The 15,280-nt window shown below is 42.3% G+C and carries 16 protein-coding genes; 10 read left to right on the top strand and 6 right to left on the bottom strand.

All coding sequences use genetic code 11. The annotated features are described in order from the left end of the window. Positions 1-432: 432 nt before the first annotated feature. The 4 genes from L0B18_RS01625 to L0B18_RS01610 form a co-directional block, all read right to left on the bottom strand. Positions 433-864 (bottom strand): Fur family transcriptional regulator, encoded by a 432-nt coding sequence (locus tag L0B18_RS01625; RefSeq protein ID WP_234567382.1) that lies wholly within the window; start codon positions 862-864, stop codon positions 433-435. A 59-nt stretch (positions 865-923) separates the two neighbouring features. Further along, positions 924-2,318, bottom strand: coding sequence for an oxygen-independent coproporphyrinogen III oxidase (hemN, locus tag L0B18_RS01620; protein WP_234567381.1), 1,395 nt, complete (start codon positions 2,316-2,318; stop codon positions 924-926). Beyond that, entirely contained in the window at positions 2,308-2,775 is a 468-nt protein-coding gene (locus tag L0B18_RS01615) for an RrF2 family transcriptional regulator (RefSeq protein WP_234567380.1), read from the bottom strand. Before L0B18_RS01615 ends, hemN begins: the two co-directional genes overlap by 11 nt. A gap of 103 nt (positions 2,776-2,878) precedes the next feature. Beyond that, positions 2,879-3,925, bottom strand: a complete 1,047-nt coding sequence (locus L0B18_RS01610; RefSeq protein ID WP_234567379.1) for a COX15/CtaA family protein — start codon at positions 3,923-3,925, stop codon at positions 2,879-2,881. A 248-nt stretch (positions 3,926-4,173) separates the two neighbouring features. On the opposite strand from L0B18_RS01610, the gene L0B18_RS01605 reads away from it, so the two are divergent. Genes L0B18_RS01605 through L0B18_RS01595 form a run of 3 tightly spaced genes read left to right on the top strand, consistent with a single transcriptional unit; the run spans position 4,174 to position 6,797 of the window. Next, positions 4,174-5,982, top strand: coding sequence for a hypothetical protein (locus L0B18_RS01605; RefSeq protein ID WP_234567378.1), 1,809 nt, complete (start codon positions 4,174-4,176; stop codon positions 5,980-5,982). Between the two features lie 35 nt (positions 5,983-6,017). Then, positions 6,018-6,395 carry a group III truncated hemoglobin gene (locus L0B18_RS01600; RefSeq protein ID WP_234567377.1) on the top strand — a complete coding sequence of 126 codons (378 nt, stop codon included), beginning with the start codon at positions 6,018-6,020 and terminating at the stop codon, positions 6,393-6,395. A gap of 30 nt (positions 6,396-6,425) precedes the next feature. Continuing rightward, entirely contained in the window at positions 6,426-6,797 is a 372-nt protein-coding gene (locus tag L0B18_RS01595) for a DUF488 domain-containing protein (protein WP_234567376.1), read from the top strand. On the opposite strand, the gene L0B18_RS01590 is transcribed toward L0B18_RS01595, so the two are convergent. After that, the gene (locus L0B18_RS01590; RefSeq protein ID WP_234567374.1) at positions 6,794-7,633 is read right to left on the bottom strand and encodes a 3-keto-disaccharide hydrolase; all 840 of its coding nucleotides are present in this window, start codon (positions 7,631-7,633) and stop codon (positions 6,794-6,796) included. The two genes, L0B18_RS01595 and L0B18_RS01590, sit on opposite strands and share 4 nt — an antisense overlap. A 164-nt stretch (positions 7,634-7,797) precedes the next feature. On the opposite strand from L0B18_RS01590, the gene L0B18_RS01585 reads away from it, so the two are divergent. From L0B18_RS01585 to L0B18_RS01570, 4 genes are read left to right on the top strand one after another with little or no spacing between them, the layout of a single operon-like run. After that, positions 7,798-8,532 (top strand): hypothetical protein, encoded by a 735-nt coding sequence (locus L0B18_RS01585; protein ID WP_234567372.1) that lies wholly within the window; start codon positions 7,798-7,800, stop codon positions 8,530-8,532. Positions 8,533-8,587: 55 nt separating this feature from the next. Continuing rightward, a complete protein-coding gene (locus L0B18_RS01580) occupies positions 8,588-9,103 on the top strand; it encodes an RNA polymerase sigma factor (RefSeq protein ID WP_234567371.1) in 516 nt (171 codons plus the stop codon). After that, positions 9,100-9,555 carry a hypothetical protein gene (locus tag L0B18_RS01575; RefSeq protein WP_234567370.1) on the top strand — a complete coding sequence of 152 codons (456 nt, stop codon included), beginning with the start codon at positions 9,100-9,102 and terminating at the stop codon, positions 9,553-9,555. The genes L0B18_RS01580 and L0B18_RS01575 overlap by 4 nt, the downstream gene beginning before the upstream one ends. Before the next feature lie 11 nt (positions 9,556-9,566). Next, on the top strand, positions 9,567-10,022 hold the full coding sequence (locus L0B18_RS01570; RefSeq protein ID WP_234567369.1) for a hypothetical protein: 456 nt from the start codon (positions 9,567-9,569) through the stop codon (positions 10,020-10,022). 65 nt (positions 10,023-10,087) lie between these two features. Here the strand turns inward: L0B18_RS01570 and L0B18_RS01565 are convergent, their stop codons facing one another. Beyond that, complete coding sequence (locus L0B18_RS01565) at positions 10,088-10,465, bottom strand: response regulator (RefSeq protein WP_234567368.1); 378 nt, start codon at positions 10,463-10,465, stop codon at positions 10,088-10,090. A gap of 408 nt (positions 10,466-10,873) precedes the next feature. On the opposite strand from L0B18_RS01565, the gene L0B18_RS01560 reads away from it, so the two are divergent. The 3 genes from L0B18_RS01560 (at position 10,874) to L0B18_RS01550 (ending at position 15,136) form a co-directional block, all read left to right on the top strand. After that, positions 10,874-11,362, top strand: a complete 489-nt coding sequence (locus L0B18_RS01560; RefSeq protein WP_234567367.1) for an ankyrin repeat domain-containing protein — start codon at positions 10,874-10,876, stop codon at positions 11,360-11,362. 152 nt (positions 11,363-11,514) lie between these two features. Further along, complete coding sequence (locus tag L0B18_RS01555) at positions 11,515-13,989, top strand: zinc-dependent metalloprotease (protein WP_234567366.1); 2,475 nt, start codon at positions 11,515-11,517, stop codon at positions 13,987-13,989. Between the two features lie 154 nt (positions 13,990-14,143). Next, a complete protein-coding gene (locus L0B18_RS01550) occupies positions 14,144-15,136 on the top strand; it encodes a glycoside hydrolase family 43 protein (protein WP_370647518.1) in 993 nt (330 codons plus the stop codon). The last annotated feature ends 144 nt before the right edge of the window (positions 15,137-15,280 follow it).

The raw sequence follows: 15,280 nt of genomic DNA, 5'->3' as shown, positions 1-15,280 counted from the left end.
GCAAAGGTGAGTCCGCAATAGTTCATTAGGAGATCGCTTCACTCCGTTCGCGATGACGTTTATCATGTTGACGAAGTCATTGCGAGTGAAACAAACGGAGTGAGTGTAGCGCGGCAATCCCCAAATGTAATTCAATCTGGGGCGGCAGCAATAACGAAAGGAGATCGCCACGCCCCGATGAATCGGAACTCGCGATGACTCTATTTACGTCTATTAGAGTTAGATAAGTTAGTAGTTCAGGAAAATGTATTTCACACTTTATAAAGTCATTACGAGGAGGAGCGAAAGCGACGACGTGGTAATCCCCAGAAGTACAATTTCAGTTACAGTAACGAAAAGAGATCACCACGTCCCAAAAAGCAGGGTGACTCAGATATAAAATGTTAATGATAAATATCTTTGTGAGATTGCTTCGTGTGGTTCGTAACGATATCAATTCTTACACGCGGGACAAGTCCCGTTAATCACAAAATCGCCAGAGTCTGGCTGATAGTTTTCGGGCAAAGTAATGGCAGGAACGGTGCGGTCGGGAAAGCAGAATGTTTTTTGGCAGGAGTTGCAGTAAAAATGTACATGTATATCTTTAGGATAGGTACAGCTGCAATCATCAGCACAAAGTGCATACTTGGTACTTCCGCTCAAGTCATGAATTTCGTGGACGAGCCCGTGCTCTTCAAAAGTTTTCAGCGTGCGATAAAGAGTAGTACGGTCCGATCGTGAAAAATGATGTTCCAAATCCGAAAGATTCACGGCTTCATCTTTTTCCACGAGATAGTCCAAAACCAATAACCGCATTGCTGTCGGTTTGATTTTGCGGCTTTTCAGCTTCTGTTCGAGGGGAGTATTTGTGGTCGTTTGATTCATGTGTAACTTATAACATGTTATCGTACAAAAAATTTCCTACAAAAACAGGGAGATTAAAACTAAACCGTTTTTGAATAGGATGCTTTTCGCCGAGCGCTTTGTAAATGTTCATCAAATACCATGGCGATATTTCTCAGGAACAGGCGACCGGTTTCGGTAATATGAAATCCATTGGGAGTTTTAATCAGGAAGCCGTCGCCTTCGAATGTTGAAAGCTGTTCAAGTTCTTCCGGGTAATTTTTCTGAAGATTTATCCCGGTTTTGGAATTGAATTCATCATAATTAATTTCTCCGCGGCACATAATCTGCATAACAATTTGCCGCCGGATTTTATCCTCATCCGTCAACGAATACGCTTTTTTGATGGGAAGTATTCCTTCATCCAAAGAAGAGTAGTAGTCGTTGAGGTCTTTTTCATTTTGATAATACAAACGGCCACTTTGTGAGATGCCAGACATTCCCAGAGCAATCATATCCAGGTCAGCATGCGTGCTGTACCCCTGGAAATTTCTTTGCAGAGAACCTTCGTGAAGCGCCTTACTCAGTTCGTCTCCTTCTTTGGCAAAGTGATCCATTCCAATATATTCGTACCCGTTTTCCTGCAAATACTCGATAGCTGTTAAGAGCATGGTAAACTTCTCTTCCGTGGATGGAAAGTCCTCCACTTTTAGCAATTTTTGGGCCGGCATAACCTTAGGAATATGAGCATAGCTATAGATAGCAAGGCGATCCGGGTTCAGACTCAAAGTATCGTCCAACGTTTTTTGGAAGGTTTGTAAAGTCTGCTTGGGAAGGCCGTAAATCAAATCAAAATTGATATGCTGAATGCCGTGTTTTCTGAGGTCTTCAGTAACTTTTTTTGTTTGTTCAAAGGGCTGTATTCTGTGAATGGTTTTTTGAACCTCCGGATTGGTATCCTGCACGCCAAGTGACGCGCGATTACACCCAATTTGTGTGAGTGCAATAACATGTTCTTCCGTTACTTTTCTGGGATCAATTTCTACACTGAATTCACAGGTTGAGTGAAGTCTGAAATATTTGCGAATCAACTCACCGAGTCTCAACAGTTGATCCGGAGTCAGGAATGTAGGTGTGCCGCCCCCAAAATGGATTTGTCTCAGGCTCGATTCGGGATGGATGTGTTCTGAAACCAATTCCATCTCTTTTTCCAGGTAATCGAGATAGGTATCACCCCGGCTTTGGTCTTTGGTGATCAGCTTGGTGCAGCCGCAGTACCAGCAGAGCGAGAAACAAAACGGAATATGAATATAAAGAGAGTAAAACGCCGGATTGTTTGACCGGTACCGAAATTCGGAAGTAAGCAGAGATTGGTTAAAATTACTCTGAAACTGAACAGCCGTTGGATACGAGGTGTACCTCGGCCCCGGTACATTGTACTTGTTTATCAGTTGTAAAAGTTGCCTGTTTGTTGGCAGATTATCTTTATTCATCATCTTCAAAAAGAATATCAAATCCCCCGTCGGTTGTCAGCCGGAGATTTTCTGCTTTTCCTTTTTCGACAAGCTCTTTAAGGCTGGTGTCTTCCAGCATTTCGCGAATGGCATCTCGGGTTTCAGCCCATTTGTCGTGTAGTGGACATGGATCTTTAGTTCCGCAACCTGGGAGTCCGAGTGCACATTCGGTGAGCAATTGTGGCCCGTCGATGGCCAGTACAACATCCATCAGACGAATCTCTGTTCCCGGTTTTTTCAGGCGAACACCACCATTCGGGCCTTTGAAAGATTCAAGAAGTTCCTGGGCGGTTAACTGTTGGAGGATTTTGGTTAAAAAATGGAAAGAGATTTCAAGCTTATCACTCATTTTCCGGATTGGAATAAATTCACCGTTCTTTCTTGATGCGAGGTATAACGAAGCACGAAGGCCGTATACACAGGATTTGGATAATAGCATAACATCAAATTTATATTATTGAGACTCTTTTATCTTAAATTAAATAATTTCAATATCACTTTCTATTATTTATGAACAAAAAAACTTCTACTGAAAATTAGTTTTACGCATTCAATTCACCAAGAGAACCGGGCTGATTCAAATAGTTCAGAAAACCCAAAATGACTCCAAAAAGAACAAGAGCCACGGTTTGATGCAGAACGCCCAGCCAGATGGGTACATGTAAAAGCAGTGTAAAGATACCAATCAGATATTGTACCAGAACGATGGTAAATAGTGCAATACTCCAGCGTTTTGTTACAGATTTTGCATCAAGCAGAAATGTTCGAATCAGGATGGCGATGACCATCAGTCCAAGCAGGGTTCCAAAAACACGGTGCAGCCACTGAATGGTGACAATATTTTCAAAGAAATTCAGGATGACAGGTTTAATCACCCACAATTCCGGCGGTGCCCAATGTTGATACATTTTTGGGAAAGTATTGTAGATATGACCGGCCTGCAAATTTGCCACAAAAGCACCATACATAATTTGAATAACCAGCAATACCATCAGCAGATAAAGCCACCCTTTTAATTTATGACCGGTTTTTTCATGCGGGCTGGTTGATGGAGTTAAATCCTGGGCGTACCAAACACAAAAACCAAAGATTGAAAAAGCCAGCAAAAGGTGAGCCGCTAATCGATAATGACTCACTTCCGGTACATCCACAAGACCGCTCATCACCATAAACCAGCCAAGCAGTCCCTGGCTCAAACCAAGTACAAAAAGGATGATCCCCCTTTTGATATTTCTGGCATCTACTTTCTTTTTGATGACAAACCAGGCAAACGGAATGATGAAAACCAATCCTATAATTCGGCCCAAAAGCCGATGAATATATTCCCAGAAAAAGATGGCTTTAAAATCCGGAAGGGTCATGTTGTAATTTATTTCACGATACTCGGGAAACTGTTTGTACTGTTCAAACACCTCTTCCCATTGAGCTTCGGAAAGTGGAGGAATAGCCCCCATAATCGGGTTCCAGTCTGTCATAGAGAGCCCGGAACCCGTGAGGCGTGTAATACCGCCAATGACTACCATTACAAAAATCAGAACTGCACCACTCCAATACCAGGTACGGACGTGCTTTTTATCTCTTTCAGTCATCCAATTAAATTTATCATTCACAGAAGTCCAAAAAATACAGAATCAAAGAGAATATTTTGTGAAGCCCTCGCGGAATTTTCCATGAATTTTACCTTTACAGAAATAAATCAGAATGATTTTGTGTGAATTTCATATGTGATCCCCGTTTGTATCCAGTCAACGCAAAAAACTGCTATCATATTATTATAATTAAGAGTATTTTATCCGTTTAATAAGAATATTTTTCCATAACCAGAAAGGTTCTTTTTATGATCCAAAATCAACATCTCTTTCACATTCCGGTCATGGGAACCGGCCACTCCATCGACACTCCCATTCGCATCGCTCATTTAGGAATTAACTCGGTTGTTTCTGTTGTTGATGACATGCTCTGCGAGAAAATCCGACAGCATTATTCTTCGGTACACAACATTGCTTATCAGAATATTCCGAAATCTGCCGCAGACGGACGTGCCGAAAGGATTACGGCGTATCTGAATCTTATGGCTGATATTGTTGGCCAAAAATTTGATGAACTGAAGAAAATGTCACTTCTGGAAGGCACAGAGAAGGATCGATATTTTAGGCTGTTGCCGGAAAGCAATCCCTTGCGAAAAAGTTATGACAAGATTGCATCGCTGACAAACCAAGCGGTCCGCCAAAACCTGATTAAGGAAATAACAGGGAAAATGACGCTCGGCTCCATTGATGTGAACATTATGGCGAAAGTGGATGCTTTGAAAATGGGTGACGACGGTCAGCCGTTAAGCAGTGAATACAGCGACGCGAGTTCGGCGTTACGGGGGTATGCGAACAGTAAACTTTCATCATCACTGGTGCTTTCTGCCGGTTTTAATCCGCGGCTGTACAGCTACCTTTCCGAATTCAAGGATTTTTACAGAGATAAAACGGGCGACATCAAGAAAAAAATAATCTTAAAAGTGAGTGATTTTCGATCTGCACTCATACAAGGAAAATTCCTGGCGAAGAAAGGCCTTGAAGTTGCTGAGTTCAGAATTGAGTCAGGCTTAAATTGTGGTGGCCATGCGTTTGCCTCAGACGGATATTTGTTGCCGGTTTTATTGAATGAATTTCGTGAGAAGAGAAACCAGCTAAAAGAAACCTTTCAACCAATGATTCAAAGTTTTTATGAATCACAAGGTTGGGAATATCCCGAGTTAAGCGAAGAAGAAACGACACCAAAAATCACCGTACAAGGTGGAATTGGAAATAATGGCGAGATGCGCCGCTTATTGGAAGAGTACGGAATGGATGCCACCGGCTGGGGAAGTCCGTTTTTGCTTGTGCCGGAAGCAACTTGTGTGGATGAATTGACTTCCAAAGTTCTCGCAAATGCTGCGGAGAAAGATCTCTATCTCAGTAATGTATCGCCGCTTGGTGTGCCATTTAATAATGTGAGGGGTACAGGTTCAGAAAAATATACCCGGGAATTGGTCGAAAAAGGCAAGCCCGGATCAAAATGTCCGAAGGGTTTTTTGGTTTCAAATACGGAATTTACTGAAGAGCCTATCTGTACGGCATCTGCAGAGTATCAACTGTTGAAAATCAACTCTATCCAGGAGAGCGATATTTCTGATGAAGAAAAAGAAAATCAAAAAAACAGGGTGATGGATAAAACCTGTCTCTGCACCAATCTTGGAACGGGGTCAATGATTCGGCTGGGAATTATGAAACCATCGTACGGTCGGCAGGCCATTTGTCCGGGGCCAAATATTGCATGGTTTAACCGGGAATATTCACTGGATGAGATGGTTGATCATATCTATGGACGAAGAGAATCTCTTGTGCCAAAAGAGCGTCCACACATGTTTGCCAAAGAACTTACGATGTATGTGGATTATATCAATGAACTGGCAATTCTGGCTGATCCGGAAGATGCGGAATGGAAGAAACTTCTCCGAATGAAGAAAAATCTGGATGCCGGGATGGAGCTTTGTATGGAGATTGCGAAAGGTTCATCTTATGAAGGAGAAAACCTGCATTCGCTCCAATCTACAGTAGAAGAACAGAAGCTGCGATTGGCAGAAATATTTAACCTGGTGCCAAGCGAGGCCTGACAGCTCAATAAAATATTGACGAAGTAAAGAAAGAGATGGCTAAGCACGATATCAGCAATGAATCGGATGTGCGGGAATTGGTCCATACATTTTATGGCAAAGTGCGGGATAATGAACGCATGGGGTACATTTTTAATGATGTTGCCAAAGTTGACTGGAATACGCATCTGTCGATAATGGTTGATTTTTGGTCGAACTTGTTGTTTCAAACCGGTCAATACAAAGGGCGGCCGTTTCGTCAACATATTCCTCTCCCTATTCAAAAAGATGATTTTTCGCTGTGGTTTGGACTTTTTGAATCCACAGTTGATGAATTATTTGAAGGAAAAAAAGCTGACTATGCAAAAGAGATGGCGGCTAAAATTGCTTCATCATTTGCGCTGAAAATGGAGATGAGCGGCAAGTTTAATTAAGTTGTGAAAATTGTGAAAAACATTTCAATCATGAGTAAAATCAAAACCAAACGCGTTTATGAAGAACCTGAAGAATCCGATGGAGTTCGAATTCTTACAGAACGCCTCTGGCCGCGCGGAGTTACCAAAGATCGGGCAAATCTGGATCAATGGATGAAAGGAATTTCGCCCAGCCAGGATCTCAGAAAGTGGTTTGATCACGATCACGAAAAATGGGATGAGTTCAAAGGGCGTTATCGTAAAGAGCTTTTTGGGTCGGAACAGATTGAAGAACTTCTCGAAATCATCAAAATGAATGAAACGGTAACACTGGTTTATGCTTCTAAAGATGAAAAGCATAACAGCACGGTGCTTCTGAAAGAATTCCTTGAAGATCTGCTCGAAAACGGAAACGATATCTAATCGTAACTACAACTTTCGGGCTTTGATTTTACATAGTACGTTTTATAGTTCGAGGCGTTTTCATCCATACATCCTTCCAGGTTCAAGAGCCGAATGGATCTGAATTCCGTGGGATGGCTTTCTGATTGAAAGGCAATATATCCGCCGGTTAAAGGAGTTCCGTCATCCAGCTGTGGCTGGGTATATTCCAGTACAATCTCTCCATTGATTTTATGCTGAATCAATGAATCGCCATAAGCGATCAATTCAGCCGTGACCCACTCACTCCCGAGATTTGTCGGTCCGTTTGAACTGGTGCAATGATTCGTGATTAACTCTCCATCAATCACAACATGAGTTCCGGGGGTGCAGACATTTCCGTTTGATCTCTCCAGCGTATCGCTTTCAACACCAAGCAATTGAAATTCGATGGAATTTGGGAATTCCTGATCAAGCGTAACACTGTCTGCCGGCTGGGAATGAAACATGATTCCATTGTTCATAAATGCCCATCCCGGTCCACCTTCAACTTGCTCGCCCGGGAATCGATATTCGGTAATTAGCCTGTAATATGAAAAAGGCTTCTGATAATAAATGTGACCGAATTGACCGCCAAACTCTTCATATCCGTCAAACCGGTTAATGAGATGTCCGTTCTCTACTCGGAAAGTGTTGGCATAATTCTCGTTTAACTCATGATGAGTGATTTTAATATCCCACCCGTTAAGATTTTCACCGTTAAAGAGTTCAATCCATTCTTCCTGGTCGGCAGATGATATTTCTTCAGAATTTGAACATGCTGAGAACAGTAAAAGTGAAATGAGGAGTCCCGGGAAAAGCAGATGAATGGATTTCATGGAAAATAAATTTCGTTAGCATATACTTTTAATGTACAGAATTGATGGAATGAAGCATAAGAAAATCGGGTGTAAAAAATTTTGAAAGCAGAACCAAACGGATTGGGAAATTCACCGTCTAATAATCAAGAGAAACAAACAACCTTAAGACAAAGGTGAATACCATGAAAAAAGCAATCCTCTTAATTGTTTTTATGTTTATAGCTGCTGTAAACCAAGTATTTGCGCAGCCAGGGAACCGGATGGGATTAGCCACACCGGGAGTTCAGCAATTAATCATCCAATATGGTGACGAACTGAATTTGACAGATGATCAAAAGAGTGAATTAATCGCACTTCAAATTGAACACAGAAACCAATTTCGTCCGGCTGATCGGTCGATGAGACGCGGAGATCGCGGTAATTTTCGGAATAATAGAAGAGGTTCGCGCGGCCAGGGTTTCAGAAACCAGGATTTTGGATTTGGGGGGGCGAATGCTGAAGCAAGATTGGCACGCAGACAGGAGGTTTTGGATATTCTTACCGATGATCAGGTAGAAATCCTCCAAAACAAGATGATTGAGCAAACAGAGAAAGCCTATGAATTTCGTACATTTCGACATGAATACATTGTAAATGAAGCCGGTATTGAAGGCGATAAAGCGGAACAGGTTTTAAATCTTCTGAATGCGCAAAGTAACAATCGTTTGGAATGGGCCAGACAGCGAATTACGAATCCCGGAGAAATGAATCAGGATTTGTGGACTGACCACTTCCAGCAAATGAGAGAAACCGATGACCAGCTTCGAAATATTTTGACTGTTGATGAATATGAAAGTCTGCGTCAAAACCTCGGGTTTGGATTTGGGAATCGCGGCCAGGGAAATTACGGTCGGGGATACCGAATGTGGAGCAGGTAACCCGGTCGTGAATAGATCGTGTGGTACGGATGGAAACCGTGGAGGCAATTGAGGAATGAGCAGAAATGATTGGTTTGAAAAACAGATCGAAGAACTCTACCCTCGCCTCCACCGATCCATGAGTGCTTACCTTGCAGGATCTGATATTGAAGCGGAGGATATTTTGCAGGATACATTTCTCAAAGCATATAAAAACCTGGATCAGTTTGAAGCGAAATCAAATATGTATACCTGGCTCTATTCCATTGCCAGGAATAAGTGTATTGATGAGTTTCGAAAACGTAAGTATGAATCAAACCGAAGTTCTGTTCCTGTTGAAGAGTTTGAGATTGAATCCGATGATTACAGCACAGAGAATAAGAAAGAGGATGTGCAACTGCTGAAAGAAGCCATCTCACAACTACCGGAAATGCTAAAAAGTATTGTCATCATGAAATCGATTGACGGGCTTAGCTACCCGGAAATATCTGACGTAACCGGTGTTAATGAACAAACCTTGAAAAACAGAATGTTCCGTGCCCGAAAACAGTTAGCTATAACTTTAAAACAAATGGGGGTTGATCAGTCATGAAAAGAGAAGAACTCGAACGTCTCATTGTAGACGCCTCCGATGGCGTACTGACAGCCAGTGAAATTGAAAAGTTGGAAAATGAACTTCATAAGCATCCGGATTTGTATGAAGATTACCAGTCGATTATGAAGTTACCCGATCTTTCAACGTTATATCCGGCAGATTTGCAAACGGAAAACTTTGGCCGATCCATTCAAAACATTAAACAAAGCATTCGTGATTTTTCTTATGTACCAGATTCGTTTGAAGTAATTTCCTTGAATTGGTTCCGAAGGTATGCCCTGGCTGCTTCGCTTGCTGTTTTTGCGATTACGTCGCTGTTTTCCCTCATCCCGTTTGGAAAAGAACAGGTAGATAGCGAAGAAGTTGTAGAAGAATATTTCTACCCGGTGGATGAGAATTCAATTGCCGAAAATTATGTACTCTATTTGGAAGATTTATCTGGTGAATAAAATTCAAAAAAATGAATATTAAAAGTAAAGCATTATTGGCCTATGTGGTGATTTTCCTGGTTGGAGGTGCTTCAGGTTTTTTTCTGAATGAGGCAATTACTCCACGGTTACCCGCCGAGAGTTTTGAACGCGGTCCGGGAACAAACAGAGATTTTCCTTCTCAGATGGAAGGCGAAATGCCCCAGCGTATGAGAAACTTTTTGATTGAAAGATTAGATCTTCAGGATGATCAGATTGAGCCCTTTTTTGAAATTCAATCCGAACATTTCCAGGCTCTGTTCAGCCGAATGACAGAGCATAAAGAAGAGGAAGCACAAATTTTGCGGGAAATGTATTCAGAATTTGTGGACGATGTAGATGAAGTTTTGACGGAAGAGCAATTACAGGAATTAAGCAAATTCGCGCATCCAGATTCAATACACCATCGCCGAATGCAACGACGGGAACGATGGAGAAATTCCCGGTAAAAAGTTTTATCTGGTGGTTATTTCAGAAGTGTTGAAACTGGCAGGATAGGATATTTAAAACTAATCTAAGCTTCTACGACCTGATCCAGCAGCTTGGTGATAGCGTTTAACAAATCTACTTTTGAAATCGGCTTGGTAAGTAAATCTGAAGGTGCTAATGAAAGAGCTTCATCATGCAGCTCGGATTTGGTTAAAGCGGTAATAAAAATTACAGGCATTGTATGCGTCTCGCGAACCAGCCTCATGGTTTCAATACCGTTTATGTTTCCATTGATGAAAATATCCATCAAAATAATATCCGGTACATCAACTTTTAATTGATTAAGAACCTCTTCGCCAGATCGGCAAACGGCTGTAACAACAAAATTCTCACTCTCAAGCATTTTTTTTACAACCGTAGACTGAATATGGCAGTCTTCAACGATTAGTACACGATTATTCACGTTCTAAGAGTTTCTTGTTTTTATTGTTAAGATGGTAAATAAATACTCTTTGAAATTGCTAAGCCAACGTATTCTTGTAATCTGATAGAATGTAATAAAACATCGGAAATTTTCACAAAAAAAGGTTTTCAACTATCACTTTATTATTAATAGAAGAAAAAAAATTTGTTAAGAGAGATAAAGGCAATTAGCGAAGTAAACCGGGTAAAAATCTGTACGTAAAACTTACTTTAAAAAGCTTTTAGCTCCTGTGGGGTAAATATTTATGGATTATGAATTTGATGCTAAAAAGTGCAACCTGCCCAAAGCCGAATCGTTATAAGAAGGGTAAATAAAATATGCCGATGCAAAAAGAATTCGGCAAAAAATCAGGAAATTTTTAAACACGTCAACAGATTACAAATTACAATGAAAACACTATTAACAATAACATTAACCCTATTATTAAGCACACTGTCTTTTGCTGCCTCACCACAAGTTGATGATCTACAAGCAACGGAATCCGAATTCACGGATAACTTGATTGATGCTGTGTCAAATCTTGATTTGGTCAGCCTGAATGTACTGCTATCTGAAGGTGCAAGTGTCGATACGGTTGATCAGGATGGAAATACTCCCCTGATGGTTGCTGCTAAAATCGGGAATCCCAGAATTGTAAGAATTCTTCTTGCACATAACCCGGATTTGAACAAAAAGAATAGTGCCGGAAATACTGCTTTGATGATAGCATCAGAACATGGCCAGACCTTTGTGGTTGAGCAACTCCTCGCAAAAGGAGCGGATGAAAATGCAAAAAATGCTATGGGTTTCACATCCCTGGAAATTGCAAAAAGAAATGGTCATGCGGCCATTGTCGATATACTGAAACACAAGACGGAAGCGTCTTTATCGAGATAAAAATTTCATCTCTATTTGAAGCCCCGTATTGAAAAATGCGGGGCTTTTTTTATGGATGGTTGACGTGTAATCCAGAGATTGAAATAACAACTTCCAAATCCCGCCAACATTTCGTTTCTTCAAATATCACGAAAATCAACAGAATGATCGAAATGAAACGAACGCTACTAATCTCTTTTCTTACACTACTTTTCAGCACTTTTTTCCTGATTACGCTCCACGCACAAACCACCATCTCCGAAAAAACAGAAGGGATGGAAAAATTCGAAGGTTTTTTTGATTACTGGTGGGATGATGCCGAAGGAAAAATCTGGTTGGAAGTGGACAACCTCAACCAGGAGTTTATCTATGTAAATTCACTGGCTGCCGGAATTGGTTCGAATGATATAGGCCTGGACCGAAGTCAGCTTGGAGATACACGAATTGTGAAATTCGAAAAAGTGGGACCAAAAGTTCTGCTTGTTCAGCCAAATTATGATTATCGCGCAACCTCGAACAATCCTCTTGAAGAAAAGTCGATCAACGAAGCGTTTGCACAATCGGTACTTTTTGGGTTTGATGCTGCCGCACAGGAAGATGGACGAATTCTCGTCGATCTTACAGATTTCTTAATGCAGGACGCGCATGGCGTTTCAGACAGGCTCAGGCAGAGCAACCAGGGAAGTTATTCGATAGACAAGTCCCGATCAGCCTTGCATTTGCCCGGTACATTTAATTTTCCAAAAAATACAGAGTTTGAAGCAACACTCACGTTTACCGGAAGCGGAGCCGGTGGATGGCTTCGATCGGTAACTCCCAGCTCAAATGCTGTTACCGTTCGTCAACATCATTCTTTTGTTGAATTGCCGGATGATGAATATAAGCCCCGAAAGTTCGACCCGAGATCAGGTTATTTTGCCATCGGCTACCAGGATTATAGTGCGCCAATCGGTGGAGAGTTTTACAAACAGTTTATTGTTCGTCATCGGCTTGAAAAGAAAGATCCGGAAGCAGAAGTCAGTGAGCCGGTCGAACCAATTATTTACTATCTGGATAACGGAACACCTGAGCCGGTTCGATCGGCTCTTCTGGATGGCGCACGATGGTGGAACCAGGCATTTGAAGCCATTGGATACGAAAATGCTTTCCAGGTAGAAATTCTCCCGGATGATGCTCACCCGCTCGATATCCGGTACAATGTTATCAATTGGGTGCATCGTTCAACCCGGGGCTGGTCGTACGGTTCGTCCGTTGTGGATCCAAGAACTGGCGAAATCATAAAAGGAAATGTGTTATTGGGATCTCTTCGGGTTCGCCAGGATTACCTGATTGCCGAAGGATTACTTGCTGCTTATGAAGAAGGCGCTGAATCAGATGACAGAATGCTGGAGATGGCTTTGGCACGAATTCGCCAGTTATCGGCTCATGAAGTTGGGCATACACTTGGACTCGCCCATAATTTTGCTGCCAGCACAAATGATGATGCTTCCGTAATGGATTATCCTCATCCACAAGCAGAGATTCTGGACGGCGGAAGAATTAGTCTCGAAAATGCTTACGATACAGACATTGGTGAATGGGATAAGCGAACGATTGCATTTGGCTACCAGGATTTTTCGGGCGATGAGAATGAAGAAGAAGCCCTGAATGAGATGATTCAGGAAACCCTCGGTATGGATTTATTATATATTTCTGATGAGGCTGCCCGGCCTCAAAGCGGTGTTCATCCTTCAGCACATTTATGGGATTATGGTACAGATGTGATTGACCAAATGGATCATATTCTTGAAATCCGGAGTGTGGCATTGAATAATTTTGGAGAAGAAGCCATTCAAATGGGGCGGCCGATGTCAGATCTGGAAAATGGACTCGTGCCGATATATCTGTATCATCGATATCAGGTTGAGGCTGTTTCAAAGCTGATTGGCGGAGTGAATTACGCGTATAAAGTTCGGGGAGATACTCAATCCAATCCTGAAATTGTAGATGCAGAACTTCAGAGAAATGCGATTGAATCTCTTGTACAAACACTACAGCCGGAGGTTTTGGCACTGCCCGAAGGTGTTTTGGATTTGATTCCACCTCAACCTGTGGGAACTCCTTCATCAAGAGAACATTTCAGGGGATACAGCAACCCTATGCTCGATCCGATGGCTATGGCCGAAGTAGCTACAGATATCACAGCTTCAATGATATTCAACTCCGAAAGAAGCGCGCGTTTAATGACTCAATCTGCCCGAAACAGCAGTTATCCCGGACTTATGGAAGTAGCCGAGTCCGTTCTGGATGCCACACTTCTGGGAGAACGTGAAAGCGGGTATTATGGAGCTATTCAGCGAGCTGTGAATGTAGCCGTTTTCCGAAACCTGGTAGAGCTTGCATCGGATGAAAATGCTTCACCGGATGCCAAAGCAGTTGCTAAAATGGTACTTCAGAACCTCCAAGTGGCACTAACAGAACGAGTGTTTGAACTTGACAATACCGTCTGGAACGCCCATTATAATTATATCCTCGGATTAATTGAGCAGTATCAGAAAGATCCCGAAACATTCTCAACTCCACCGGCGCCTTACAATCCTCCGGGATCACCTATTGGGAGTGATGATTTCTTTGATTACAAATGCGGAATGTTAAACATTCAACCTTAAACCTAAGCCAAACATTATGTTAAATAGCTTATCTGGGAAGCATTTTTTCATTTTAGTTTTAACTTTTCTTGTAACAGCATGGGGTTGCCAGAGTGAATCTGATGGTGAAATGTCCGATTCTTCTGCTGAATCGGACAGCATTCTAAGTTCAGTGATGAGCGATACACTTGAGGCCATTTCCGAACCACTAGTCAATCATATGTATACGGCCGACCCTTCGGCGCATGTTTTCGATGGCACACTGTATATCTATCCTTCTCACGATTATGAATCTGGCATTCCTGAAGACGACTTGGGCAGCCATTTTGATATGAAAGATTATCATGTCTTTTCGATGGAATCCATCGGTGGAGAAGTAACCGATCATGGTTTGGCTCTTCATGTAGATGATGTGCCGTGGGCCAGCCGCCAGATGTGGGCGCCGGACGCAGCAAAAAAAGGAGATACCTACTATTTCTATTTTCCTGCTAAAGATGAGAACGGAGTATTCTACATTGGCGCTGCAACGGATGATTCTCCCACCGGACCGTTTGAGCCGCAGCCAGAACCGATTGAAGGAAGCTACAGTATGGATCCGGCTGTTTTTCAGGATGATGATGACGAATATTACATGTACTTTGGTGGAATCTGGGGCGGACAACTTCAGCGATGGGAATCCGGCGAATATATTGAAGAAGATGTTTATCCGGCGGATGATGAGCCGGCCATCATGCCGAAAATTGCCCGTATGAGCGATGATATGCTGAGTTTCGATGAGGACGTACGCGATGTGATGATTTTAGACGAAAACGGTGATCCAATCACAGCCGGAGACAATGATCGTCGCTTTTTTGAAGCGGCCTGGGTTCACAAGTATAATGGCACATACTACCTCTCCTATTCCACCGGAGACACTCACTATATTGTCTACGCCACGGGCGACAATCCATATGGACCATTTATTTACCAGGGAGTAATCCTCGAACCGGTCATCGGCTGGACCAATCATCATTCAATTGCAGAGTTTGAAGGACAGTGGTATCTCTTTTATCATGATACGGAGCTTTCCGGCGGTCAAACTCATCTCCGAAACATCAAGATGACGGAACTGACCCACAATCCGGACGGTTCGATCGAGACGATTGACCCGTATCCAACGATTGATTGAGGGTTTCTGCCTTTCCCAACGTAAGGTATTCTTATGAATACTTTTGATGTTTGAAGTGGTTCAATTTGAAATGATTTTATGACAAATAACGATGAAAAAGAGACTTCCCCTCTTCCGCGGGAGAGGGGGTGGGGTGAGGGCGGA

It is taken from the genome of Rhodohalobacter sp. 614A (assembly GCF_021462415.1).
Taxonomy (GTDB): Bacteria; Bacteroidota; Rhodothermia; order Balneolales; family Balneolaceae; genus Rhodohalobacter.
The sequence above is the reverse complement of the archived record's forward strand: the minus strand, read 5'-3'. Positions and strand labels throughout refer to the sequence as shown.